Genomic DNA, 25,746 nt, shown 5'->3' with positions numbered 1-25,746 from the left:
CATGAAAATAGTCATGCGCGATGTAACGCTGATTAGACAGTTTCAACAGGCTTTTTTCGCGTGGCTGGCAATCAACCAATCCCGATTTGTGACGCCGCCGTTTGAAATGGTCAATGAAGGCTGCCGTATAGTCAGATTCACGATGCCGGGACTACATCGAGCGTTTGTGTTTTCGCTGCATGCCAGAGGTATTTCGATGGGCTACGAATGGCAAGGCATTCATTGGACCCTGAAAATGTTTGAAGCATTTCCGATAGCAACTGACGGTGGCTACCTTGATGGACTATGCCTGGATGACGACTGCCTAATTCTATATCCCAGTTGTGAATTGCTATGGACTGAGTGTGTCTTCGAGCCGTTTCTGGCCTGGGTTAATTGCGAATTGACGCCGCCAAGTTGGTTAGCCCGTCACCCCTTGGCAAGACCGCTGACGAAAGCACATTTCATCAATCACCCCGATACGAGTTGGCGAGTCATCTTGCCGATATGGACAAACCAAAACGGGTAATCGGTAACCACTAACCCATCACTGTAACCACGTTACCCATTCCGGTAATGCCGCAATTCAACTGTTTTCACTTCCATTTTCGGAGAACGACACTATGTCAACCAAGACCGAACCGATTAGCCCTGTCACGCTGTACTTGGAGAATCTTGCGCCCACTGGCAGACGCTCAATGCGCTGTACGTTGCAAACCGCAGCTAATATTCTGGGTTTTATGGGTGACCTGGAAACCCTGCCTTGGCAGCAAATCGAGTATCAACATATCGCCTCTGTCCGTAATACCCTTCGACAACATGGCAAGGCCAGTAATACCATCAATCTAACGTTGTCAGCATTACGCGGAGTAGCCAAAGCATGCTTCCACCTGAAGCTAGTCAGTGCTGAGCAGTTGCTGACCATCAACAGTATCAAGCCCGTTAGAGGACAACGCTTAATCAGCGGCAGAAGCTTAACCAGCAACGACATTCAAAAACTGCTGCGTGTCTGCAAGCAAGACAAGTCACCTACGGGTAAACGTGATCATGCGCTGATCTCCCTGATGTTGGCGACTGGTTTGCGTCGTTCCGAAATCACTAGTCTTGAACACCACGATTTCAACAGCAAAAACGGTTTGCTCGATGTGCAAAGTAGCAAGGGTAATAAACAACGACAAATCTATCTGAATCCCGATTGCCGACAGAGTCTTCGCCAATGGCGAAATCAGCGGGGTAATGCCGATGGCAAGCTATTCAACCCAATCAACAAAGCGGGTCAGATTGTTAATAAAGCACTGACTGGCCAAAGCATTTACGACATTGTTCAGCAGCGGGCAATAGCGGCCCAAATCGGCGTGCTTCGGCCCCATGATTTACGTCGAACATTTGTTACACGCTTACTGGAAGCTGGGGTTGATCTGAATACCACTCGGCAACTGGCAGGCCACAGCGATATTAAAACCACAGCCCGTTACGACTTACGCGATCAGAAAGCCCAACGACGGGCGATACAACTGCTGAGTTACTAAGCAGAGATAAGATAGCCCACTCTATCTGTCGGTCGAGCTACCTACAAAGTTAGCTCGAATCAGCAACCACTGCACGTCAAATCAATAACCCCATAAGCCCACTGGAAAAGCAAAACGCTCTTTTCAGCGGATTCCTATTACTTGGAGAACTCTATGAACACGACAAAACCGTTATCCAAATCTGCGCTCCCTTTGTTCAATCTAGGTCAAACCGTGGCGACGCCCGGCGCACTGGAAACCTTACACAGTCTCGGCATGACAGGCCTTGAATTGCTAAAGCGTCATCACTGTGGTGACTGGGGCGATCTCGATGCTGAAGACATTGCCACCAATAACGCTGCGCTGAACAACGGTGCTCGGCTGTTCTCGTCCTACCAAATAACAAATCAGATCAAAATCTGGATTATTACTGAAGCAGATCGTTCGGTCACCACGCTGATGTTACCCGAAGAATATTAAACAAGGGGAAACCGATGACAACTCACACACAATCAGTAACCGACATGATCGATCAACAAAAGCAGCAGAATGCCCGAGAGGTATTGGTTTATGCCAGGGCCATTCTCAGTAAGCGGTCCTTTAACAGCATCTGTATAAACAGCTCGAAAGGAACGAAGATAGTGTCCACTTATAATCAGGTGGACACCTATGAAGGAGCATAACACGCGATTATCGCGGCCATTAATCGTGGGGCACGGGCGAGACGGCCGTTGCCTTTATGATCCGGAAGCCAAGCGGGAGCTAGTGAAAGTTTGCTTGCATTCGGGCACATCGGTTGCCAAGATCGCTCTGCAATACGGTATCAATGCCAATCTGCTGCGCAAGTGGATGGGGCATTACCGAGAAACAGGACATCCGAATCCGAACAGTCCATTAACGTTGCCGGCTTTTGTGCCCGTTCAGTCGCTGAGCGCAGAGAAACCGGCTGAGTCAGCGCTCAGTGCGGAGTTGCCCAACGGCGTTAAACTCGCGTTACAGCCTGTCGCACTGAGCGACCTGCCGGTGATTTTGAAGGCGTTGGCCGAGCTGCCATGTTTCGTTTCGACGCAGGATTGAAGGTCTACCTGCACCGCGAGCCGGTCGACGGCCGCAAGGCCATCAATGGTTTAGCGCTGCTGGTTGAGCAGGCATTAGGCTTGAATCCGTTCGAGCCGGCCATCTACGTGTTCAGCAACCGCCGGCGGGATCGGATCAAACTGCTGTTGTGGGACCGCACCGGTTTTTGGTTGATGCTCAAGCGGCTGGAAGCCGACCGTTTTCACTGGCCGAAAGAGGCAGCAGTTGTGATGTTGACGGTCGAGCAACTCCACTGGTTGTTAGCCGGTATTGACTTGGCCGCGATGCGGCCGCATCCGGCACGAACCGTAAGCGGTCCTTTAACAGCATCTGTATAAACAGCTCGAAAGGAACGAAGATAGTGTCCACTTATAATCAGGTGGACACCTATGAAGGAGCATAACACGCGATTATCGCGGCCATTAATCGTGGGGCACGGGCGAGACGGCCGTTGCCTTTATGATCCGGAAGCCAAGCGGGAGCTAGTGAAAGTTTGCTTGCATTCGGGCACATCGGTTGCCAAGATCGCTCTGCAATACGGTATCAATGCCAATCTGCTGCGCAAGTGGATGGGGCATTACCGAGAAACAGGACATCCGAATCCGAACAGTCCATTAACGTTGCCGGCTTTTGTGCCCGTTCAGTCGCTGAGCGCAGAGAAACCGGCTGAGTCAGCGCTCAGTGCGGAGTTGCCCAACGGCGTTAAACTCGCGTTACAGCCTGTCGCACTGAGCGACCTGCCGGTGATTTTGAAGGCGTTGGCCGAGCTGCCATGTTTCGTTTCGACGCAGGATTGAAGGTCTACCTGCACCGCGAGCCGGTCGACGGCCGCAAGGCCATCAATGGTTTAGCGCTGCTGGTTGAGCAGGCATTAGGCTTGAATCCGTTCGAGCCGGCCATCTACGTGTTCAGCAACCGCCGGCGGGATCGGATCAAACTGCTGTTGTGGGACCGCACCGGTTTTTGGTTGATGCTCAAGCGGCTGGAAGCCGACCGTTTTCACTGGCCGAAAGAGGCAGCAGTTGTGATGTTGACGGTCGAGCAACTCCACTGGTTGTTAGCCGGTATTGACTTGGCCGCGATGCGGCCGCATCCGGCACGAACCTATACCCAAGTGGGCTGAAACGCGGATGTAAAGCCGGTAAAATAACGGCATGACGCCCACCATCACGCTGTCCACCGAAGACTACCAAGCCTTGCTGGCCGAGCAGCAACGGCTGGCGAGTCAACTGCGGTTGGTGACGGTCGAGCGGGATTTATTGAAAGAACGTGTGGATGCCTTTCTGCATAGGCTGTATGCCGCAAAATCCGAGGCGCGGGCCAATCCGGCCCAGCGCGACCTGTTCCTGAACGAAGCCGAAGTGTTGGCGCCGAACGGTGCTCCAATCGCCGAGGAAGCCACGCCCGAAGCGGTCGAGGTGGCCGGTCACCGCCGTAAGAAACGCGGTCGCAAACCGCTCGATCCGCATCTGCCGCGTGAGATCGTGCGCCATGAATTAGCGGAAGCCGAACGCATCTGTGCGCATGACGGTACTCGTCTGGTGGAAATCGGCGCTGAAATCAGCGAGCAGCTCGACATCGTGCCGCAACAGGTGCGAGTCATTCAACATCACCGCGTCAAATATGCCTGCCCGTGCTGCGATGAAAGCATTCGCGTGACGCCGGCACCGGTTCGCATCATCCCCAAAGGCTTACTCACCGAAACGGCATTAGCCTGGGTCGTCACCGCCAAATACCAGGATAGCCTGCCGCTGTATCGGCAAGCCGCGCTGTTGAGCCGTTTCGGCGGCGATCTGTCGCGCAACACGCTGGCGGCTAGCATGGTGCGGGTTGGCGACGCAGTGCAACCCATCATCAACTTGCTGCGCGACCATCTGCTCGATGCCGATCTGATCCTGGGCGACGAAACCGTGGTTCAAGTGCTCAAAGAATCCGGCCGAGCCGCGCAAAGCAAAAGCTATCTGTGGGCACAAATGACCGGCTCCGGACCGCCGATTCGGCTGTTCAGCTACACGCCGGGGCGCGGCGGAACGCATGCGCAGCCGTTGTATGAAGGCATCAAACCCGGCGCGGTACTGATGAGCGACGGCTATGAGGTGTATAACGCCATTGCAGCCAGCCGGGGTGCGATTCACCTCGGCTGTTGGGCGCATGCGCGGCGTTATTTTGTCGAGGCCGAAGCCGCCATTCCTAAAGCCGCGCGCGGCCCGGAGCAACTGGCGACGCAGTTTATCGCGGCGATGGGTGAACTGTACGCGATTGAAACTCAGACGGAAGACCTGAGCGTCGAACAGCGTGGGCAGCGGCGCCAGGAGCAAAGCCGACCGGTTTTGGTCAAAATCGAAGCCCTGCTGCTACAACATCTGCATGCGGTAATCCCCGGTAGTTTGCTGGGCAAGGCTTTGCATTACTTGTCATCGCAGTGGTCCAAACTGATCCGCTTCGTCGACAACGGCGCTTGGCCCATCGACAACAACCTCTGCGAAAACGCCATACGCCCCTTCGTGGTGGGCCGCCGCAATTGGTTGTTTTGCGATACGGTGGCCGGCGCCCGTGCCAGCGCTAATCTTTACTCGTTGATCGAAACCTGCAAGGCCAATAGCGTCGACCCTTACACCTATCTGGTCGATCTGTTCCGAAAGCTTCCCACCGCAAAAACTGTCGAAGAGTTCGAAGCGCTGTTGCCTTGGAATCTCGACGCCCTAACGGACTAATCGTACGCCAACGGTTAAGTCATTGTCCGTTTCAGTTCTAGTGCGTCCTTCAAAGATCGCTTACCACGAACCTATACCCAAGTGGGCTGAAACGCGGATGTAAAGCCGGTAAAATAACGGCATGACGCCCACCATCACGCTGTCCACCGAAGACTACCAAGCCTTGCTGGCCGAGCAGCAACGGCTGGCGAGTCAACTGCGGTTGGTGACGGTCGAGCGGGATTTATTGAAAGAACGTGTGGATGCCTTTCTGCATAGGCTGTATGCCGCAAAATCCGAGGCGCGGGCCAATCCGGCCCAGCGCGACCTGTTCCTGAACGAAGCCGAAGTGTTGGCGCCGAACGGTGCTCCAATCGCCGAGGAAGCCACGCCCGAAGCGGTCGAGGTGGCCGGTCACCGCCGTAAGAAACGCGGTCGCAAACCGCTCGATCCGCATCTGCCGCGTGAGATCGTGCGCCATGAATTAGCGGAAGCCGAACGCATCTGTGCGCATGACGGTACTCGTCTGGTGGAAATCGGCGCTGAAATCAGCGAGCAGCTCGACATCGTGCCGCAACAGGTGCGAGTCATTCAACATCACCGCGTCAAATATGCCTGCCCGTGCTGCGATGAAAGCATTCGCGTGACGCCGGCACCGGTTCGCATCATCCCCAAAGGCTTACTCACCGAAACGGCATTAGCCTGGGTCGTCACCGCCAAATACCAGGATAGCCTGCCGCTGTATCGGCAAGCCGCGCTGTTGAGCCGTTTCGGCGGCGATCTGTCGCGCAACACGTTGGCGGCTAGCATGGTGCGGGTTGGCGACGCAGTGCAACCCATCATCAACTTGCTGCGCGACCATCTGCTCGATGCCGATCTGATCCTGGGCGACGAAACCGTGGTTCAAGTGCTCAAAGAATCCGGCCGAGCCGCGCAAAGCAAAAGCTATCTGTGGGCACAAATGACCGGCTCCGGACCGCCGATTCGGCTGTTCAGCTACACGCCGGGGCGCGGCGGAACGCATGCGCAGCCGTTGTATGAAGGCATCAAACCCGGCGCGGTACTGATGAGCGACGGCTATGAGGTGTATAACGCCATTGCAGCCAGCCGGGGTGCGATTCACCTCGGCTGTTGGGCGCATGCGCGGCGTTATTTTGTCGAGGCCGAAGCCGCCATTCCTAAAGCCGCGCGCGGCCCGGAGCAACTGGCGACGCAGTTTATCGCGGCGATGGGTGAACTGTACGCGATTGAAACTCAGACGGAAGACCTGAGCGTCGAACAGCGTGGGCAGCGGCGCCAGGAGCAAAGCCGACCGGTTTTGGTCAAAATCGAAGCCCTGCTGCTACAACATCTGCATGCGGTAATCCCCGGTAGTTTGCTGGGCAAGGCTTTGCATTACTTGTCATCGCAGTGGTCCAAACTGATCCGCTTCGTCGACAACGGCGCTTGGCCCATCGACAACAACCTCTGCGAAAACGCCATACGCCCCTTCGTGGTGGGCCGCCGCAATTGGTTGTTTTGCGATACGGTGGCCGGCGCCCGTGCCAGCGCTAATCTTTACTCGTTGATCGAAACCTGCAAGGCCAATAGCGTCGACCCTTACACCTATCTGGTCGATCTGTTCCGAAAGCTTCCCACCGCAAAAACTGTCGAAGAGTTCGAAGCGCTGTTGCCTTGGAATCTCGACGCCCTAACGGACTAATCGTACGCCAACGGTTAAGTCATTGTCCGTTTCAGTTCTAGTGCGTCCTTCAAAGATCGCTTACCATTCTCAAACGCGCGATACGTGAAATCGACACCTACATCGACTATCTTGATAAGGCCGACAACAACAGCAAGAAAGCGCAAATCATGAATTGGGCCTTACATTATTTGGTCTGCAACATTTTACCCAATGTAAGACTCGATTTGATTGCTAATGCTCAGGCGGAATTTAGCAAATCAGAACGGGATAGCTGCCGTTCAGCATGAATGGGTGTATGCGCAAGTACGGCCAAAAGCTGCCTTCCAATGCCCTAACAAGCCTTATTAGCTAACGTCGGGTTTGTCATAGCAAAGCTGACGCTTACATTAGAATTGAGGACTAGTGGCATTGTTTGTCATATACAAGCAACCCTGATTCAATCGAGCTTATCCAATAACTTATGCACAACGGGAGTAGCAAGTTTTATTGGGGCATCTTTAATCAACATAATGACTAAAGATGTGCGAGTCCATTGAATCCATACCCGACGTAGGAACTCCAGCAAGAAAGCACTTACCCCTAATCCAATGGAACCAGACCAAGCCTTTATCTGGTCTGCGCTGCTGCCATCCACCAACTGGTGCCACATACCAAATGCGCCAAAACCGATAACTATAATTAAAGCCAAGGAAATCAATAAACACCAAATTAAAAGTTGATTTCGGTGAGTCTCCAAATTCTTAACCAATGAGGCAGTAGAGTCACTAGAACTCATCTGATTTAAATCGGCCTCTCTTAGAATGCTTACAAGCTTGCTCATTGTTTCCCCATAAACCTAGAAAATACCCCAAAAAACCCTTTTGACCTCTCCTTAGCATCGAACTCTTCGAGTGTCTGCTTGAGATCTTTGAGTGCCTTAATTCGAGCGGCGCGGTAACTTAAGCCTTCCCCGAAAAGTTGGAACGTGCGACCCAGTAACAAACAAGCCGGTACTGGTTTCTGCTCTTTATCAAATTGAACGGTTGCGTATCGGCCACGCGAGACACGTCCAAGATAATCGCTTAATATTGTCGAAGTGCAAGTCGTCAAATCTAAAATGCCATTGAAAGCTGCATCAATTACCTCTGCGATGGATTCTTTATCATAGAGTCCATCGGCAAATTCAACCCTGTTGCCTGGGTTTATCAGACTACCAAAGAGCCTATCCAATTCATCACGGTTCCAGGATTCGATAGTGAAATCGTTGGCCACGAGCTCAAAATCGTCATCACCTTGCTCCGACCAAACGCCTCTTGAATTGATATATGTTGTCAATATCTCATGAACTCCTTCCCTATCACGTGGCGGTGTTGCCGAAAAAGCTCGCTGCAACCATACCGCAGATTTTGACGTTGCCGTTCCCGCCATTTCTACATAATCAGTTGGATTCTTTGACAATAGGTCATGATCATCATCGTCTTCTCCTCCTCCAAGTAAAATCGTTGGCCCTTTCCAATGCGAGAATAATACGACGGTTTCAAACTCTTTTGTGGCACGGCTTAAATCCGCCAATGTTGCATCTTCAATAACAGAAGCGCCAACGCTCCGAGCGGTTTCGACTAGTTCCCTCAAGGCAGCTACATCATTTTTACATTCCACTCTCCACGACGTATCAGGGTCTAACTTGTAGCGACTAAGATAATCACTTGTCGATATTCTTGACCGGAAAGAAGCTTCGCTCGTAGGCAATACCAGAAGCAATGCGATAGACATGAGCCACCTCACCCTTTACAGAAATAGATCTGGTGTCAACATATCATCATTGCGGGCGATGCGGAATTGAAGCTCCCCATCTTTAATCATCGACATAATACGTTTAACCCCACCTCTTCCAGGATTTTTGTTGACATAGGCCTTGACCCGATTCTGAAAAGTGATGAAGCTCATCTTTTGTGCCTCGCTCTTGGTCGCTGAAACGGCATCGATGACGGTCTGCCGCGCCTCCGCTTCCCGCGCCGGGTCCAAGCCAGCGACAATGTTGGCCTCGGCGGGCGATTTGGCATCGGTCAGCCTCAAATGTATGACAAACGGTTTACCGTCTCGCTTCTCACTCCATTGAACACCAGGTCGCATTAAGTCACGTTGTATTTCAATTAGCACTTGTTTCGCTTCAACGCTTTCAATATGGCTTTCCATCGCGCTTGAGAAATCTCGATGCTTGGTTGCCGCAGCAGAATTACTTTGGCGGTCACCAAAAAGCCACGCCAACATTGTCGGACGTTTCTGTTTACCTCCAAAATCGGAACCTCCGGCATTAGGCCCACGTGGCCCTCCGGAATCACCATCCCCAGCGCGAAAAATCCAGATTCCCCCTGGGTCTGCAGCAGGTGTTTTCCCATTACCAGGCGGAGGCGGGGGGGTTATGCGCCCACCCCCCCCCGCAGCTGCTGCCATGAAGATTGGATCATTCATGGCTATACTCTCGGCTAGGTTTTCGACATAGGCATCATTCTCTCCCAGAAACATAACATCGCCCGCTTTTAATGACTCTGTAATGAAGTCATGCATGCTGGCGGTATCAGCGAACAGCTTACAACATTTCACGTTATTCCCTTGCCGATATGAACTGACGAGAAAGCCCTCCTGATTACGCATCATCGCGGCCGAAATAGAAGAAGCTTTCTGCAAATGTGACATGAGCAAGGGTTTCATATCGGCATTAGAAAGAACCGACTCGCAACCAAGCCCACAACGGATGGATGCAAGATCAAAACTAGGCTCGCCCAAAACTTCCTTGGCAGAACGTGGAGGCGCTTTGGGTAACTCGCTAATAACCTTGTTGACCGATTCAATAGTTGCTTTCTCATGCTCGATCTTGCGCGCAATCTCGCGGGCTTGACCAGATACGGCATCAGATTGTGATTTAGGAACCCGCAAGATTGGGGTTCCGTCCGCATCATGAACTAAAGTGACAGATCTAGCATCTGCATCAACTTCGATGCGCAATGTGCGAGCTGTAAGATTATGCCCTCCCACTGAAATCAGGTCGAAGTCGTTGGACCTCCAAGAGATAACCATGGAAGGAGTCTTAATCCACCCATCCGGTTCGACTTTGTTAAGTTCCAAGAAAGCGCTTCTAATTCCGTCAATATCTTGCGTCAGATAAATGACGGGCTTCAATTTATCGATTAAAGGAACTGCTGCTTCTAATGCATTCTTTGTAGTGAAATAGGCTTTAAATTTGTCGATTTGATTTTGAAAAGGCTTAGCCTCTAAATTTATAGCATCACGTTCTTTCTTTATCCAGGTGAGTTTCTTTTGCAGCGAGTCAGGCAGTAAAGCCATTGCTTCTTCTTCACTTTGGATTGAAGACGATATATCCTCTTGATGGCTTTGCAACCAAGAACTAAATTCAGCTTTAGCAGACTCGGTTGCCTGCTTGAGATTTTCTTCACGCTCAGCTAGCGCATCCATCTTTGGTTTAATTTTCACTAAAGCGTATGACACATCCCTAAACTTTTCATTGAATTCGGCCTGCGCCCGACGTGGATCGGCAATTATCAGCGCAAGTCGAGCGCGGTCATTGTCATGGTGATCGTAATACTCCTGCAGTGCGTCATGGGCTTCAACTAAAGCTTTGCTAACATCGGATTCATCGGTATCGCCAAAGCCTTTTAAATCCATTCGCTCAATGCCCAACAACAAATCTTCAGCTTTTCTCACAAGCAGAGCGTTTGCCTCTACTCTCTGTCTGGGTTGGCTAGTAATTTGCCCCCGACTTAAATCCGATTTTGTGCGTGCGGCTTGGAATACTTGATAAATCAGGGTGTATGAAACGACACGCGCGAGATTTGGATCTCGTTGAGTCACGAAATAATTGTAGGCGTCATTCTCATGCGTTCGCAGCATAGGCAGTTGGTCGCCAGTTTGCATTCCTTTCCCTGTGTTGACATCTGACCCATATGTCACAGGCAGAGCGCTAGTGCGGCCTGCGGATAGAACACTTAATTCCTGATCATGTAACGTAACTGCTGCCCCCGCCGTGTTCCAATTGAAAAGCACGCTAAGACCACCAGTTTCGCGGCGGACAATATCGCTCAACGGTTCATCACCAAACACAAATTTTCCTTGGAGAGGACGCAAGGGATAATTGAAATAAAGGTAATCGATATACCCTGCCTCCGACCAAGATTTTAGAAATTGATCTGTAATGTTGAGCAGGGCACCGAATTCAGTGTTGATGAGAGATTCAGAAAGCAGAATAGGAGCCCAATCACGATAACTATGAGGCCCAGTCTTCAATTTTAAGGCGAATAAATTATTCCGCTCGTAACTTTGTTGCAATTCATTTGAATTTTCACGAGCCAGGGCAGCAAAAGTCTCGAATCGCAAAGGCGGAATTGCGGAAACAGGTGTTCGTCTAGATCGACCAATTATCGCTAGCGAACCATCCTTGCTCCAGGCGCCACCGAGAATGGTGTCACTTGATACAGCGAATTGGCGGAACGGCACACGCAGTTTATCCATCCCCTCATCATTGACTCGCGCTTTTTCTAATATCTTGCGAGGTAAAACGAAAAGAACCAACTGACGATCTGCATCGATATAAGAACCTGCTGCATCGGCTTGCAATAAAGTATCTAACGATGAAGAGGCATCATCTTCAGAAAAGTTTAAGTTCATCCACAACGTACTTGACACGGCAGTCCATTGGTGTAGTTCTGCTGGGGTCGCCCCAATATCTGGAGCACTGGATAAGGCAGTTTCCGCATAGTTGTTATCGGCACGTTCCAATACACCGCCAAAAGTTGTGCCGAACAAAACTTTTTGTAAGACGGCCACTCGATCAAGAATTGCCGGATCATTTTCGGGATTTGCTGAAAACTGAGGCGCCCCAGATTTTAGCTGAAGGACAACATCCTCAAGCCAGCCGTCGATACCAATAAACCAACGTCGATTGGTGTAATGAAGTAAGTCCTCACCAAAAGCAACCCGAATAAGTTCTTCAAGCTTTGCTTTTGGAATAGTAGGGGGAGGTTCAGATATAACTAGAACCAAAGTTCCATCAAGGGATGGCGCTATGGCAAATGATTGATAAGGGAAAGGATGCTCATTTCGAAAACCCTCCCATATTTTACAGCCTTTATCATCGCCACATTCTGGGTTAAATCGTTCGAACGCGAGTTGCTCTGCTACGGGTGCGAAATCTCTGTAAGCGAGCCCAAAAAGAATAACGATGCCGATCAATACTAAGCCAACCCCGGAGAGTATCCAAAATAGACAGCCATGTTTTTTCTTCATAACTAAGACTCCGAGATAAATATGTTTAAAATATCCAAATTAGAATATTTATTCGCTTATGCTAAAAACACACATTCTGAAAAACATAACATAACTGGTAAACGAGCGATACGGATTAAACTGAGCGCCAGCTCTAGCCAAAAAGTCTAGTATGAGATTGTCATGATAGGCAACTTTATATTCGAAAAGCAGCCATTAACCATGAAAACATTAGCAGGCGGGTATGGGTCGTTGCTTGTCGTCGAGTCCCACTTGCCAGTGTCCGCAAACTATAAATCAGAAAATGTTGCTGCATACAGTTTAGGCAAAACCTCACCTGCCTTGCCGCAAAGATTAAATTTGGCTAGACCATTAAAGCTTGTGATGGTCGGATTGACCTGAACGATGGGCACATCTAGCTTTTCTGCCATATATGGCAAATCAGCAGCAGGCCAGACCATACCTGACGTGCCGACGATCATCATTAGATCGCAATTCTGGCATGCCTGTTCTGATAGCGCCCACTGATCGGCAGGTAACGGTTCGCCAAACCATACAACACCTGGACGGACTAGTCCCTTACATCGTGAGCAGGTTGGCGGATCAATGCGGCTTTCACTTCCAACTGGCTCAGTTTCTAAATGTCGATAGGGTGTTCCACAGTTTATGCAACGCGGATGATGCAGGCTGCCGTGTAAGTGCAAAACATCGAGGCTGCCAGCACGTTCATGCAGATCATCAACGTTTTGCGTGATGAGCGTTAGCTTCGGTACCCGTTTTGCCAACTTGGCAATCGACAAATGTGCGGGATTGGGTTGCGCTTTGAGTACGCGATTTCGTCGCCATTCATACCAGCCCCAGACCAGTGAAGGGTCAGCCAGAAAACCGTCTTTGCAAGCTAGCTGTTCAGCATCGAAATTTTCCCACAAGCCAGTTAGTGCATCTCGAAAGGTGGGGATTCCCGATTCTGCTGACACGCCAGCGCCAGTTAAAATGACTAAGTGTTTGGCTTGTTGTAATTGCTCAATCAGTTGGTTGGGTATCATGCATAGAATCGGGAAAATGCTTCCAGGTTACTGTGCTCGGTTTAGTCGTAATCTCACTTTCAGTCAGGCGTCAATTTCCGAATCACCCCACATCACCCAAATAATCCTTCTTGCCGATTTCTAACCCGTTATGCCGCAGAATGGCGTAGGTGGTGGTGACGTGGAAATAGACATTGGGCAGCACAAAGTCAGTCACATAGGCCAAGCCGGTAAAGGTCGATGTTCGGTCATGCCTTGGCAGCAGAATAGTGTTGGCTTCAGTGCCATCAATCTGCTCTGCGGTAAACGAATTGATATGGGCCAATGTTTTATCAATTCGCTCAATCAACTCGGGAAACGAATTTTCTACATCTTCAAATTTCGGTGGCTCCTGACCGGCTAATCTGGAAACAGCGCCTTTGGCAACATCACTGGCAATTTGCACCTGGCGTTTCAAGGGATACATGTCGGGATACAGTCGCGCATTGACCAATACTGACGGATCAATCTTTTTGGCTTCGGCATAATCCGCCGCTTTTTCCAAAATATAGCGTAACTGCGTCAAGCTGCGAACGATGGGGGGAATGGTAATCGCGTACATGGACAAAGACATCTGGGACTCCTGTTTTGGTCAATCAGTATAGTTTGCAGTTTAAGCCGCTTTGTCAGACTGTGCGACAGATTTCAGGTGGCGAGCTGCAAGCATGCGGTTACACTACGACCACCATCTGACATCGAGAATCACAATGGCCGAGCAAAAGACAGTTCGTAAGAAACACGTCAGCAGTACCAGTCAGCCTTGTTTATATGTGTTGCATATTGAGCTACGTCCCAATGAAATCAGGCCTCCGGTCTGGCGCAGACTGGAAGTCGATGGCCGCATCAGCTTGGCAAAACTGCATCACTTTATTCAGGCCGCCTTTGGTTGGAGTGACTATCACCTGCATCAGTTTAAAGTGCGTGACAAGGTTTATGCTTTGCCTGACCCTGGTGATGAGGACGCTGTATTTGACGAGCGTAAAGCCTATCTCAATCGGTTGTTGGCGACTAACGACACCATGCTGTATCGCTATGATCTTGGTGATAACTGGGAACACTTGATTACTGTTGAAGAGATTCGCAACGACATAGACAATGATCCCAAAGGCGGGGCTTGGGTTTTGGATGGCGAACGGGCCGGTCCACCAGAAGACGTTGGCGGCCCTGAAGGTTATGCTGATTTTCTGGAAGTCTTGCAAGAGGAACCTGATTCTGAAGAAGCAGCACGTTTACGCGAATGGGCTGATGGCGATTTTGACCCTGAGCGATTTGATCGACGATTAGCTAATGCAGCGATCATGCGCATCTTGTTTAACCGCTGGGGTGGCAACTAACAAGCCATGATATTCGCAGAGCTGGATTATGCCGAAGACTATTGGGATTTCCACGATGAGTTTGTTGAATATCTAATAGCGAGCTTTCCAGAAATTCAATCTGGACACCAATGCGATTCGTGGATTTGGATTACCGATGGCGACGAGAAGGTCGAAATCGATACCTTTACGTCAATGAAGCATCAGATCAAGTCTGCTCATAAGGGGAATCTGGTCCAGAAGGTAATGGCTACGTTGGAATCCAAATACACACTGAAGGTGTACGAATCTCCCGAGTTGGAAGGGTACGAAGACTGATGGACATACAGGTTGTCACTGATATTGAGCATACGCCATAGCCAACATTTTTTGAATATCCTGCCGAAGTTCGATCGGTAACAGTACCTCAACCCGATCTCCTTCCCCCATAATCCACCAACGTAATTGCCAAGTATCCAGAACATCGGCAGCTACCCTCCTAAATCCCGAACCATCTGCCTCGGAAACGGTTTGGCTTTCACTTAGGGGTGACTCTTGCAGTATTAAGGCCAAATGGTCACAAATCTTCGCTTCGAAATGAATAGGCGATGCAGAGCCGAAATGGCCATGACTTGCCGCGAACTGGTTTAAATCGAACCCGGACTTCTGTCTGCAATCCTCCGCTAAAAGCTCTAAAGCCTGCATGCGATGTAACGCATATAAGTACACATCCGCATAGTCATTGGCCATGGCCGCCAAGTAGGTAATGGGGCCGCGTTGAATCAATCCTAAAGGATGTAATCGGTATATTTTAGGTTCAGCATCGACTTTCTGCGTTGCTCGATATGTCACGCGAACTTGCTTTTCATTTAATAAAGCTTCATGCACAGCCACTAAAACATCAGAATCAATGTCAGGTGAAATGAAGGGCTGTGCCGGTTGAATCACGCAAATTTTTTCCGGCCAATGGGTAATTTGGCTTTTCTTATGCAGTTCCAGGGTTTGCTGCGCTTTCAGAAAAATGTCTTGCAACGGACGATTCAGTAACACCGGCAACGATTGGCTCAGATAGCGCTCAACCATCACCAGCGACAAGGCTTCCGGCAAGGTAATCCCACCCTGTAATTGCCCATCTTTACCTACCCAGCGATAACCATACGCTAGGCCGTTTTTCGCCTCACGGTCACCCTGACTGTTATCGTTACATTCCAACTGAGGATAAGTTTCCAGCAGGGATTTCATATCACGCCGTATGCTGTGCGTTTCCACGGCGTACCCTTGTTGTTGCAAATCATTGACGATTTCTCCAACGGTCACCCACCGCTCGGAACGCCCGCTCAAGCGACGGATGCATTCCAAAACTAATAAGCGTCGCTGCAGAACCGCTTGTGATTTTTGATCAGGCAAATTGCACTCCTTACAAACCTAAAATTTCTAAAGTCTTACCCTGACACACTTTGTAAGGGTCATCCGTAAGCTATACCTTCGGCCAGCACTGCTAGCCAGTTATTCAACCACCATGAGGGGATTAGCCATGACCAGTTTAGCCTTTGAAATCGGTTTTGATCATTACCGTTTCGGTTTGCCTTTGGAAATTAGTCGCTTCCAAGACTATCATCGCCCCCAAATTCGCCATGGCTACGAAGCGGCAAAAATGCAGAACGTGACACAGAAGAGGCCTGATCTATTCGATGGGAAGCTACTGGCTATCCGCGACCGAGCGATAGTCAAAGGGCTAGAAGTCAGCATTGGCAAGAATGATCTCCGTGAAAAGTTAACTGAAGCCGGCGAAACTTGCCCAATAACAGGTCAACCCTTCACATTTGCAGAACATAACGCAACCGACTGGTCAGTAGATAGAATTGATAATACCCGGGGCTACTGCCCAGACAATATTGTCATCGTGTCGACGATTGCCAATCAAGCCAAAAGCGATTTGGATTTGGCAGGACTGATCAAGCATGCGTTGGGCAAAGGTGGCGCAAACAATTTGTTGACACCACGCGAATGGATCCGTTTGGCACGGTTCTACTATCACAAACTGAATATGCAAAAGCAGCTATGCTTTTGTCGGCTGTTGGCAGAATCTGAGCCTTTATACGATCAAATTGTTTTTCTGCAATTGTTCAAAAACGAAGAAAAGTGTGCATCTGCATTTTTAAAACGTCTTGAGAAATATAACGGCAAAGATAGTGTCAACAAAGCTAAAAAATTGACTAATAAGCGCGTTTATCATCGAGCTAACTTGGCTGTCGAAGTGCTGTACGATAGCCCGAAACTGTATCATTGGGTGCAAAATTTCAAAAAAACTATTAATGCTCACAGCACAGAGTTTGATCGGTTGTTGATGGATTGCTTATTTGCACAAGCAAATTAACATGATGTGACAACGCTTGACAGGAACTTATTTAAGCGGCTTGATTCCGCGATTCAGAATCACAGAAGTCGATAAAAGATAATTTAGTCATCACAACATTATTGAACCATTATAGTAACAAATGGGTAAGCACTTGAAACAGGGCTAACGGAAACGTAATGTTTGGCAAAAAAGTTCTAAATAATACTTATTGGCACTGTAGTTTGACCGCTGAACAAGGAGACGAGATACAGCAGGTTGTTACAGAAGCAGAGTCACTAGCCAATTTAATTGCCGGCATAGATTACAACGTCCTCAAATATGACGGCAAAAGTAGTGTTCTGTCTTTATTATGGTACCCATATTTTTTTGAAGAGCCATTCCCAACGCTACAGAAAAGTTATCGAATTGACCTTGATTCAAAGCGAATTGAAAAACGCTGTTATGAATCGTCCTTAAATCCCCCGATTCTGCATCGCAAAGAATTATTGCTGAGAAAGGACGACCCACGCATCCCGCAATTTCAGGAGCTAACAGAAACGGCAGAGCAACTTGGATTGTTTGAAAATACGATTCAGATAGGCTTCAAACAAGCGTGGGATAGGTTAATCAATGAAAATGGCTTCCAGCTGATCGGACATGAGTTTGTTCCGATTGGAAATGACGAAGCAAATGATCAACCCATTGAACAAACGCAAAGTAGTGCAATTGCCAGACACTTAACAGCGCTATCCCGAAGCAATTTATCAGCCCCCATGCAATGTCTTGCCCGACATGGCTTGTTAGATGGCTCGTTATCAGTATTCGACTATGGTTGCGGCAAAGGCGATGATATTCGGAACCTTTTGACAAATGCGATTCCTGTATCCGGCTGGGATCCACACTTTGCCCCCGAGCAACCCAAGCAATCCGCCGATATTGTCAATCTTGGCTTTGTTATTAATGTCATCGAAAACTATCATGAACGAATTGAGGCATTGCTGGGAGCTTATGAGTTAGCTCACACAGTGTTGGTGGTATCAGCCATGCTATTCAACCAGAATGCCCTCAAAGGGCAGGCATTCAACGATGGTGTGATTACCCAACGCAACACCTTTCAAAAATACTTTACCCAAACAGAATTAAAAGAATTTATAGGTGACACCCTAGAAACCGATGCTATTCCCGTGGCTCCAGGCATTTTTTTTATTTTTAAGGATCAAGATGCAGAACAGAGATTTTTATTGGGTCGCCAAAGAAGTCAGCGCAATGTTCTGCGTTTATCTCGCCGACCTTTTGCACCTGCGGTACCAAAGTTATCTAGGCACGAAAAAAAGTATATTGCCTTTAAACACTTAATCGATCCGCTATGGCTGCAAACATTAGAACTAGGTCGCTTACCGGAAAAATCTGAAATAGATTCATTAATCGAACTAACCGAAGCCTTCGGTACGATTAATAAAGCACAAGCCTTCATGCTCCAGCAGCATGATGAATCGCTGTTAGATCAAGCACGCCAGAGCCGTATAGACGACTTAATCACCTTTTTTGCCCTACAAACCTTTTCTAAAAGGAAACCTTACAAACGCTTAGAAACAGGATTACAAAAAGACATCAAAGCATTTTTCGGCGATTACCTCAATGCCATAGCGACTGCTAAATCGATTTTGTTCCAGATTAGCAATGCCGAACTTATTGCATCCGCCTGCCAACAGGCTACTGAACGAGGGATAGGTTTTCTAGATCAAGGCGAAGCATTACACATACACACTACAATGGTACGAGAGCTTCCTGCATTACTTAGAATTTATATTGGATGCGCTACTGTATTATATGGAGATATTGAACAGGCTGACTTGATCAAAATACACATCCATTCGGGAAAACTCAGCCTAATGCGCTATGATGATTTTATAAACCAGCCGTTACCACGCTTGATGGAACGTGTAAAAATCAATCTTCGTGAACAAATATTTGATCTGTATCAATATGGCGAAGAATACGAACCAACTTACCTGTATCAAAAGGCGCGATACATTAATGAGGAATTTCCTCATTATGCAGAACAACTCAATTTTGATGAACAGCTTCAAGCATTGAACTTAGTAGAACTAAGTGGCTACGGACCGAAACCTGAAGAGTTTTGTCGAGCTTTAGAAAGTGCGCGTTGGGAAGTTGATGGTTTCAAACTAATCCGTAGTCGTTCGATACCAGATCTTGATGCGCCATGTGGTAACTATTTAACTTATCGACAGCTGATAGAGTGTGGCGAAACACAGCAAGTAACGGGTATTCAAAATATTCCAAAGCAACCCAATAGCTTTAACGCGCTTTACGACTTGGCTGTTAATGTCCTTGATCCCGTAATCGAATATTACGGCATGGTTAGACTGACTTATGGCTTTTGTTCACATGATCTCGGTAAAAAGATCAAAAAGAGAGTTGCACCAAAGTTAGATCAACATGCTGCACACGAGCTCAATTCAAAAAATATCTTGATTTGTAACAGGTTAGGAGCAGCCGTAGATTTTATTGTTGACGATGAAAATATGTTAGAAGTTGTAGACTGGATAATAAAGAATATCGAATTTGATAGATTATATTTTTATGGTGAAAATAGGCCAGTACACGTTAGCTACGGGCCAGATCTTAAAGGAGAAGTCGTAATGTTCAAAAAATCATATAACGGTCGAATTACTCCTGTTTCAAAAATCAGTTATTCAGTTAAAAGAGAAATTTGAGGAAGATTAATGCGATTTGGTAATTATCTGCTACATGCAATCGAACAATTTCATCTTTCAGCTCCAATTTATAAAAATGGAAATGTCTTTGTATCAGCACTTCTTGTTAGTGGAGTAACGAAATCAATTGATATTCGTTTCTTTATAGAAGACAAAAAACACATCATTCCCACAAAATATGGAATACGCGTCCCAATAGAGGAATTAGATAAGTTAAAAATAATATTTAACAAGGACCCTGGGCTTATTGATTCTGCCATCGTGTTCAGAAAGAACAGTGATAGCTTAATGCTAAAAGTTGAGGATGAAAATATTGATATACGTTTCTTTAGAGATTCTGAAAATTTTAAAGGCTGGCTAAAAAAAGGCCTGAGATTAAATTATTTTGAATTCGACAAATTAAAGGACATACTAAACAACATTGACGCAAGCCAAGTGACATCAAGGTTTAATTTGTTTTCAAATAAAAAAATAAAAGAAAGCATTAAAACCGAAACAATTGGTGTTGCTAAATTTAAGCTTTCCCAAAAAAAATACGAAAATGGCAGTTTCTACATATCAAAGATATATGAAGAAGATATTTGCGCAAGCATTGATGCACGTTATTTTATTGAGACCAGTTCGACTCTAACGCCAACAAAATACGGATTTAGAATTCCAGCTGATTACATAGATCATTTTTTAGAAATAATTAATGATAATGTGTGTGATTTGAATGATAAGGTTTGTGCATTTATTGGTGACAGAAGAATATTAATTGGATATAGAGCAGATCGTTTTGGTGAAGGGGTTGATATACGATACTTCAGAGAATCTCCTGAATATACAGGATGGGAGAAAAGTGGAATAAGGCTCTTACTAAATGATTTTATAAAAGCAAAGGAATGCTTTAACAATATTAGCGCCAAGGAAAAGCCTTCTGAGGAAGATAATCTATTTAATGACAAACAAATATCAAAGTCGACAGAGTTTAATGTCCCTAACAAAGCAAGTAATGAGCCTGTTTTTGTAAATGAATACTTACAAGGCATTCTCGATTTAGGCTTATGAGGATGCCCTAAATAGAATAATATCGTATATTGTGGTGACCTTATAAAAGTCAATTGCAACTTTTTGATCACCACTAAGATCAGAATGACAATATATCAAATAGTTAAAGACGAAAGATCGAAATCATCTTCTGGAGTCTTATTATCCTCAAAAACCTGAGTTGCTTTGTGAATTATTAACAGTATTTTTTCTAAATACTCGACCTGTCCCTTAAGTTCTTGCATTAATAATTCTAGGCCGCCGTTAGCATATGACTCAAATATTGTTGCCCTTTTATCAATCATATCATCGTTATCAGCCAGCACATCTGCATCTTTCGCGACATCCATAGCAAGTAGGTGTATAAACATATCATATTTGCTGTTTTCAAAAACGCTATATGGAATGGGATCTTTCGCGTTTTCTGTAATTGTTATGCGCCTGTTTTTATAGTAGCCATAAGCCGCACAAAAAGTTAATACATCCGCCTTAGTCTTGAAAATCCCCTTGGTTTCAAGATCTACAAGCTCCTGAACAAAATCGTACTTATCCTTTGCAATATTAATTCGTCGGTCAGCCATTGTTAATCTCCAAAACCTCAGTATATTCAAACTCATTTGGACTTTGCATGACAAGCGGATAGCTATGCCCATCAATAGAAACATCATCCTTGATAACCTCAGCTTTAGGTGTGTAATAAGTCAACACATAGGATTTACCGATTTTAGGAGTCATTTCATCTTCGACTTCCCCTCTCCATTGTGTTTTGGTTACTAATACAACCACTTGGTTAGCTAATTCAGGTATGTATTTGGCGATTTGTCTTCTGTAATTTTGATCTAAACTGCCGAAAGGAGAATCCATCACAAGGGGATAGCTACTTGCATCTGGGCCAGGTAAATGTTTTTCTTTAAGCTTCCTTCGAACAATCTCAATTATGCTTCCAATAAATGCAAGACTTAGAATTTGGCTTTCTCCTTGCGATGCGGCGACTAGCAATGGCGCGCCGCCCGCTGATTCAAATAGTGATATAGAGTAGTCATCAGCAACATTAGGAATATAGGGGGTTAACGATATCTTTGAGAAAAAATTTTTAATGTGAGAGTTGAGATCTTTTCTGAAATCTAGATCAAACAAATGCAACATTTCATTCATTCTATTATAAGCATCGGAAGCAGCCTTAACACGTAATTGAGCAACTTGTTGCTTCTTTTCGTTAGTTCGGTACTTTTCAATTTCAGAATTTAATTTCTCAATTAAACTGTTTCTGTCTTGTATTAAACGATCATTACCAATTGATTCCCTTCTTAGCGTTTCCATTGAGTTTTCAATTTCAGCACGGCGATATTCAAGGCTACTGATTTCCTCGCGAGGGCTTTTTTTTAATTCATCTTTTATTTCATCAAGTTGGCGTTCATTACGCGAAATTTCTTCTCTGTACTTATTTCGATCGTCCTTGAGTTCTCTAATTCTAACTAGGAAGTCATCATATTGGTCTTCGAAATTTTTAAGTTCCCCCCCAATTCTTAATGCTTTCTCTTCAACATCAACCATTCCAGCTTGTGAACGCCAGCGCTCAACCGCATTCCTTTCTGGCATCCCATCTAGCAAAGCAGTTCCGCAAATGCACTTCTGATGATCAAGCAAGTCTTGAACAAATTGCTTTTTTATTCCAGATGGCAACTCACCCTTTTGGCGAAGCAAATTCAATTGCTCATTAAAAATATTCACTGGCTCTTTTAAAAAAACCAAAAACCCTTTTTTTGATACAAAATCAGATAAAGCTTTTCCTGTATCAAGATAATTCGACTTTTTAATCCCGATTTCTTTTATTAACCTTTCGCGATTTTCTTGTAATTCACGTGCCTCTGCGTGCTGCGATAGCCTTTTATCGATCTCATCTACGTGTTCCTTATAAGCAGAAAGCTCATTTTCAATTTCTTCATTTCTTCTTTCATATTTTTGAATTTCACTTTCAATAACTTCTTTTTCACCAAGTTTTTTTTCGGTTTCGGTGTCAGCAACACGTTTGAATTCTTGTTCTAATTCTTTTCTTGCAGCGACTAAGTGCTGGGCAGCTCTCTCAATGATCTCAATACCGAGAAGTTTTTTTGCAGCCTTTTTTATTTCATTTCGTTGTTCAGTAGTTGGTTGGACTATGCGTTCTATCCTTTCACCATCAAAAAAGAAATAGCTATGAAGATCTTTTGGAAGAATTCTATAAATCGCATTGTAAACATCATCTTCTGTTCTTAGCTTTCCGTCAGGTCCAGACCATTGTAAAGTTGGTGAACTTAAACCACATTCGATCCAACACGGATCCCCATCTGTCCGCCTTACCTGTGTTTCACGTTTTAAATAGAATTTTTTATCTTCATGCTCAAATTTAATTTCTACCCAAGCAGAAATAATGTCTCCAATTTTTGCTTCTCTTATCGCTCTTTTATTAACTATCTGTTCAGGTAATTGAAACCCAGATGTCGTAGTATCGAACAAAGCCCAGGTAAACGCATTTAATAAAGCAGTTTTGCCAGACCCATTATTAGCATGAATAACGGTAATATTAGAAAACCCATCCGAGAAGATAATTTCTGGAGTTTTCAAATAGAATTGCCTAAAATTGAAAAGCTGAATTGAAAGAAGTCTCATTTAACTACATCCTTGATAATGTTAACAATATCTGAATTTATACGAGGACGTTGTTCGTATAACCTTTCTTTTTCGAGCTCTAGAATTCTTTTCATAATTTCCTTAATATCAGCTGGAGCAGATTCGAAAGGCTCTATTGGTTTTTTATGTTCAGACATTGCTCACCTAAATATCCATTAAATCAAATGTTTTTTGCAGTTGTAGAATTTTATTTTTGGCTGACGCTTGATTCAAGGCCAGGTTTGAAAACTCAGTAAATCTTAGCAGTTCCTTTTTTAAAAGCGATCTTTCGGTTTCATACATTAATACCTCTTTTGGTGGGACTACAATCATGTCATAAATTGTAGCAAATTCTTTATTGGGGAATAAACGCAGAATTCTTCCTCGCCTTTGAATAAATTGTTTTGGGTTTGTGCTACTCGCTAATATTATTGCAGTTTTGATTGATGGTATATCAACACCTTCATCTAAACACCTGATTGCAACTAACGCTTGTAACTCGCCGTTATCAATTTTGCTGCGCAGTTGTCTCCTTTCTTCAACTTCAGTTTCCGCTGTATACGACGCGATTTTCATACCTAATTCATGACCAAGTAACTCGCATATCGCATCTATTTGCCTCTTACTTGATTCATCAATATCGGACTCAATGCTGCCATCTCCACAGTAAATCAACATATGAGTATCATTAACTTTATCCGCCATTAGTGCGGATAAAGCAGTTATTTTATTTTTGGCTGATGCGATAAGGCGAGCTCTTTTAAACAAGAGGGTTTGAAGAGCATTGTTTTCTTCATCTGCATCCGAAGAAATAGCAAAACATTTGCTTATTTTTTCGCTTAGCTCTAAATATTGCTCTTGTTCTTCAGTCGTTAACTCTATTAATATCGGCTGATAGTAATATGGGCATAAAACTTTTAGCTCCAGGGCATCTTTTATCGTTAACCTTGGCTCTAAGACAGCTCCAAAGTAATCATATATATTCTGTGTACCCACTTCATCAAACCACCTCTCCGGTGTCGCTGATAATCCTAACCGCCATTTTATAGCGCATGGCAACTTTGTACTGATATTTTTAGCCCCCATATTGTGCACTTCGTCAGCAACAAAAATTGATTTATTTGGAAAGTATTCAAGCTGATTTTGAAATGATTCATTAATAAATGTTGTCGTAGTGGTTATTACACATAGGAAACCATTGCGACTATTCAAAGCATTCGTTAGGGTTGGAATCCAGTTCTTACTTTGTCCATAAGCTAATAATGCGGTTGCACCAAACTTGGCACATTCAATATTCCATTGGTCTACAAGATGCTTATAAGGACAAACTATCACAACTGCCTCTAAATTTGCCTTTTGATATAATGTTGCGATCAAAGCCAGTGCTGTTATAGTTTTACCAGTACCTGTTGCCATTTGAAAAATACCTGTCCCCCTATTCTGAAACCAGCTATTTATGGCTGTTTTTTGATATTCTCTCAGGATCATGTTATTTGGAATTCGCAATCCAGAATTAGAATTTAAGACGCTGGCTGTATACGTCGGATAACTGGTCTTATATGGCTTAAGTAATTCTGATGTCGCTTTCGTAAAATCAATTACTTCTAGGAACTCAGTTGCATTATTCCAGAGATTTTCGAATCTTGTCTCCTTTCTAAGAAAAAACTTTCTAGATTCGTCCCAGCTATTAAATACATTGATAGACTCATGGTTATCAACAAGCCCCCCAATGGTTTCATTGGCCGAACCAGAAAATGCAACTCCATTATTTAACGCATCGTAAAATATACCCATTTTTTCATGGAAAATACCTTTTTGTATATTCCTGTTGGATGTGCTTATTCGAATTGCTAACTTTATTTCTAGTACTCCATTTGAAATTAACCAAGATAATAAATTTAGATGATCAACTTTATCATCTATAGTTTTATAGAAACCTTCCAGAATAACGTTATCTCTGTCTTTGTACCCTTTATTAATTGCTTCAATATCGTCTTCCGTTAAAACAGGTGATGCTATCAGTCTAATTTTTCCTTGTTTATCCAAAAAGGCATCCAATCCAGATGATATTAGATACAAGCCGTAACTAGTGAAATAACCTACTGCACGATCGTATCTAGTTGCAACATTTAAACAAGGCAAATAAAACGATTCAACAATACTAGATGAATCGCTACTATATTCAATATCTAGATCGAGGTCTATTAGATTATAATTAGAGTTACTATTCAATATTAAAACCTTTCTTACAAAATTTAGTTGGCAGGCTGCGGACAATTTATATTCTAGACAAAATTAAGCAATAAGTGTTTAGCAGCAAGTCGTCAGTTAAACAAACTTTCCCAAGCTGCATCTCCATACGGCTTGGCATTGTCAAATATAGGCTAACTCTTGCAATGCGCTTAAATCTCTATTCATTGGAGTTATCAATGAAGG

23 protein-coding genes are annotated in these 25,746 nt (G+C 45.5%); 13 read left to right on the top strand and 10 right to left on the bottom strand.

Going from position 1 to position 25,746, the window contains the following annotated elements; all coding sequences use genetic code 11:
• The first annotated feature begins 1 nt into the window (after nt 1).
• The 9 genes from ACQE3E_RS17755 (at nt 2) to tnpC (ACQE3E_RS17715) (ending at nt 6,959) form a co-directional block, all read left to right on the top strand.
• Nucleotides 2–508, top strand: coding sequence for a hypothetical protein (locus tag ACQE3E_RS17755; RefSeq protein ID WP_427500904.1), 507 nt, complete (start codon nt 2–4; stop codon nt 506–508).
• Between the two features lie 94 nt (nt 509–602).
• Nucleotides 603–1,508: a tyrosine-type recombinase/integrase gene (locus tag ACQE3E_RS17750; protein ID WP_427500903.1), complete on the top strand. Its 906-nt coding sequence runs from the start codon at nt 603–605 to the stop codon at nt 1,506–1,508.
• Between the two features lie 153 nt (nt 1,509–1,661).
• Entirely contained in the window at nt 1,662–1,967 is a 306-nt protein-coding gene (locus tag ACQE3E_RS17745; RefSeq protein WP_427500902.1) for a hypothetical protein, read from the top strand.
• A gap of 189 nt (nt 1,968–2,156) precedes the next feature.
• The gene (locus tag ACQE3E_RS17740; RefSeq protein WP_231883784.1) at nt 2,157–2,564 is read left to right on the top strand and encodes a transposase; all 408 of its coding nucleotides are present in this window, start codon (nt 2,157–2,159) and stop codon (nt 2,562–2,564) included.
• Nucleotides 2,540–2,902: an IS66 family insertion sequence element accessory protein TnpB gene (gene tnpB / locus ACQE3E_RS17735; RefSeq protein ID WP_427500901.1), complete on the top strand. Its 363-nt coding sequence runs from the start codon at nt 2,540–2,542 to the stop codon at nt 2,900–2,902. Before ACQE3E_RS17740 ends, tnpB (ACQE3E_RS17735) begins: the two co-directional genes overlap by 25 nt.
• Nucleotides 2,903–2,953: 51 nt before the next feature.
• Nucleotides 2,954–3,361 (top strand): transposase, encoded by a 408-nt coding sequence (locus ACQE3E_RS17730; RefSeq protein WP_231883784.1) that lies wholly within the window; start codon nt 2,954–2,956, stop codon nt 3,359–3,361.
• Nucleotides 3,337–3,687 carry an IS66 family insertion sequence element accessory protein TnpB gene (gene tnpB, locus ACQE3E_RS17725; RefSeq protein WP_313727828.1) on the top strand — a complete coding sequence of 117 codons (351 nt, stop codon included), beginning with the start codon at nt 3,337–3,339 and terminating at the stop codon, nt 3,685–3,687. The genes ACQE3E_RS17730 and tnpB (ACQE3E_RS17725) overlap by 25 nt, the downstream gene beginning before the upstream one ends.
• Nucleotides 3,688–3,718: 31 nt before the next feature.
• Entirely contained in the window at nt 3,719–5,278 is a 1,560-nt protein-coding gene (gene tnpC, locus ACQE3E_RS17720) for an IS66 family transposase (RefSeq protein WP_313728405.1), read from the top strand.
• A 121-nt stretch (nt 5,279–5,399) separates the two neighbouring features.
• Complete coding sequence (tnpC, locus tag ACQE3E_RS17715) at nt 5,400–6,959, top strand: IS66 family transposase (RefSeq protein WP_313728405.1); 1,560 nt, start codon at nt 5,400–5,402, stop codon at nt 6,957–6,959.
• Between the two features lie 418 nt (nt 6,960–7,377).
• Here the strand turns inward: tnpC (ACQE3E_RS17715) and ACQE3E_RS17710 are convergent, their stop codons facing one another.
• The 5 genes from ACQE3E_RS17710 to ACQE3E_RS17690 form a co-directional block, all read right to left on the bottom strand.
• Nucleotides 7,378–7,761, bottom strand: coding sequence for a hypothetical protein (locus tag ACQE3E_RS17710; protein ID WP_427500900.1), 384 nt, complete (start codon nt 7,759–7,761; stop codon nt 7,378–7,380).
• Nucleotides 7,758–8,693: a hypothetical protein gene (locus ACQE3E_RS17705; protein ID WP_427500899.1), complete on the bottom strand. Its 936-nt coding sequence runs from the start codon at nt 8,691–8,693 to the stop codon at nt 7,758–7,760. The genes ACQE3E_RS17710 and ACQE3E_RS17705 overlap by 4 nt, the downstream gene beginning before the upstream one ends.
• A gap of 15 nt (nt 8,694–8,708) precedes the next feature.
• On the bottom strand, nt 8,709–12,221 hold the full coding sequence (locus ACQE3E_RS17700) for a hypothetical protein (protein ID WP_427500898.1): 3,513 nt from the start codon (nt 12,219–12,221) through the stop codon (nt 8,709–8,711).
• A gap of 269 nt (nt 12,222–12,490) precedes the next feature.
• A complete protein-coding gene (locus ACQE3E_RS17695; RefSeq protein WP_427500897.1) occupies nt 12,491–13,246 on the bottom strand; it encodes an SIR2 family NAD-dependent protein deacylase in 756 nt (251 codons plus the stop codon).
• Between the two features lie 82 nt (nt 13,247–13,328).
• Complete coding sequence (locus ACQE3E_RS17690; protein WP_427500896.1) at nt 13,329–13,838, bottom strand: DUF1993 domain-containing protein; 510 nt, start codon at nt 13,836–13,838, stop codon at nt 13,329–13,331.
• A 133-nt stretch (nt 13,839–13,971) separates the two neighbouring features.
• Here ACQE3E_RS17690 and ACQE3E_RS17685 point away from each other — a divergent pair, with 133 nt between their 5' ends.
• Nucleotides 13,972–14,598 (top strand): plasmid pRiA4b ORF-3 family protein, encoded by a 627-nt coding sequence (locus ACQE3E_RS17685; protein ID WP_427500895.1) that lies wholly within the window; start codon nt 13,972–13,974, stop codon nt 14,596–14,598.
• Nucleotides 14,599–14,910: 312 nt separating this feature from the next.
• Here the strand turns inward: ACQE3E_RS17685 and ACQE3E_RS17680 are convergent, their stop codons facing one another.
• On the bottom strand, nt 14,911–15,963 hold the full coding sequence (locus ACQE3E_RS17680) for a helix-turn-helix transcriptional regulator (protein WP_427500894.1): 1,053 nt from the start codon (nt 15,961–15,963) through the stop codon (nt 14,911–14,913).
• Nucleotides 15,964–16,090: 127 nt separating this feature from the next.
• Here ACQE3E_RS17680 and ACQE3E_RS17675 point away from each other — a divergent pair, with 127 nt between their 5' ends.
• From ACQE3E_RS17675 to ACQE3E_RS17665, 3 genes are all read left to right on the top strand, one after another.
• The gene (locus ACQE3E_RS17675; protein ID WP_427500893.1) at nt 16,091–16,933 is read left to right on the top strand and encodes a hypothetical protein; all 843 of its coding nucleotides are present in this window, start codon (nt 16,091–16,093) and stop codon (nt 16,931–16,933) included.
• A gap of 158 nt (nt 16,934–17,091) precedes the next feature.
• Nucleotides 17,092–19,632 (top strand): DNA phosphorothioation-associated putative methyltransferase, encoded by a 2,541-nt coding sequence (locus tag ACQE3E_RS17670; RefSeq protein ID WP_427500892.1) that lies wholly within the window; start codon nt 17,092–17,094, stop codon nt 19,630–19,632.
• 9 nt (nt 19,633–19,641) lie between these two features.
• Nucleotides 19,642–20,682, top strand: a complete 1,041-nt coding sequence (locus ACQE3E_RS17665) for a hypothetical protein (protein ID WP_427500891.1) — start codon at nt 19,642–19,644, stop codon at nt 20,680–20,682.
• 95 nt (nt 20,683–20,777) lie between these two features.
• Here ACQE3E_RS17665 and ACQE3E_RS17660 read toward each other — a convergent pair whose 3' ends face one another.
• Genes ACQE3E_RS17660 through ACQE3E_RS17645 form a run of 4 tightly spaced genes read right to left on the bottom strand, consistent with a single transcriptional unit; the run spans nt 20,778 to nt 25,542 of the window.
• On the bottom strand, nt 20,778–21,242 hold the full coding sequence (locus tag ACQE3E_RS17660) for a DNA phosphorothioation-associated protein 4 (RefSeq protein ID WP_427500890.1): 465 nt from the start codon (nt 21,240–21,242) through the stop codon (nt 20,778–20,780).
• Nucleotides 21,235–23,310, bottom strand: coding sequence for an AAA family ATPase (locus ACQE3E_RS17655; protein WP_427500889.1), 2,076 nt, complete (start codon nt 23,308–23,310; stop codon nt 21,235–21,237). Before ACQE3E_RS17655 ends, ACQE3E_RS17660 begins: the two co-directional genes overlap by 8 nt.
• Nucleotides 23,307–23,468: a hypothetical protein gene (locus ACQE3E_RS17650; protein ID WP_427500888.1), complete on the bottom strand. Its 162-nt coding sequence runs from the start codon at nt 23,466–23,468 to the stop codon at nt 23,307–23,309. Before ACQE3E_RS17650 ends, ACQE3E_RS17655 begins: the two co-directional genes overlap by 4 nt.
• Before the next feature lie 7 nt (nt 23,469–23,475).
• Complete coding sequence (locus ACQE3E_RS17645; RefSeq protein ID WP_427500887.1) at nt 23,476–25,542, bottom strand: DEAD/DEAH box helicase family protein; 2,067 nt, start codon at nt 25,540–25,542, stop codon at nt 23,476–23,478.
• Nucleotides 25,543–25,746 lie beyond the last annotated feature (204 nt).

The sequence above is a fragment of the Methylomonas sp. MED-D genome (assembly GCF_050276835.1).
GTDB lineage: Bacteria > Pseudomonadota > Gammaproteobacteria > Methylococcales > Methylomonadaceae > Methylomonas > Methylomonas koyamae_A.
The sequence above is the reverse complement of the archived record's forward strand: the minus strand, read 5'-3'. Positions and strand labels throughout refer to the sequence as shown.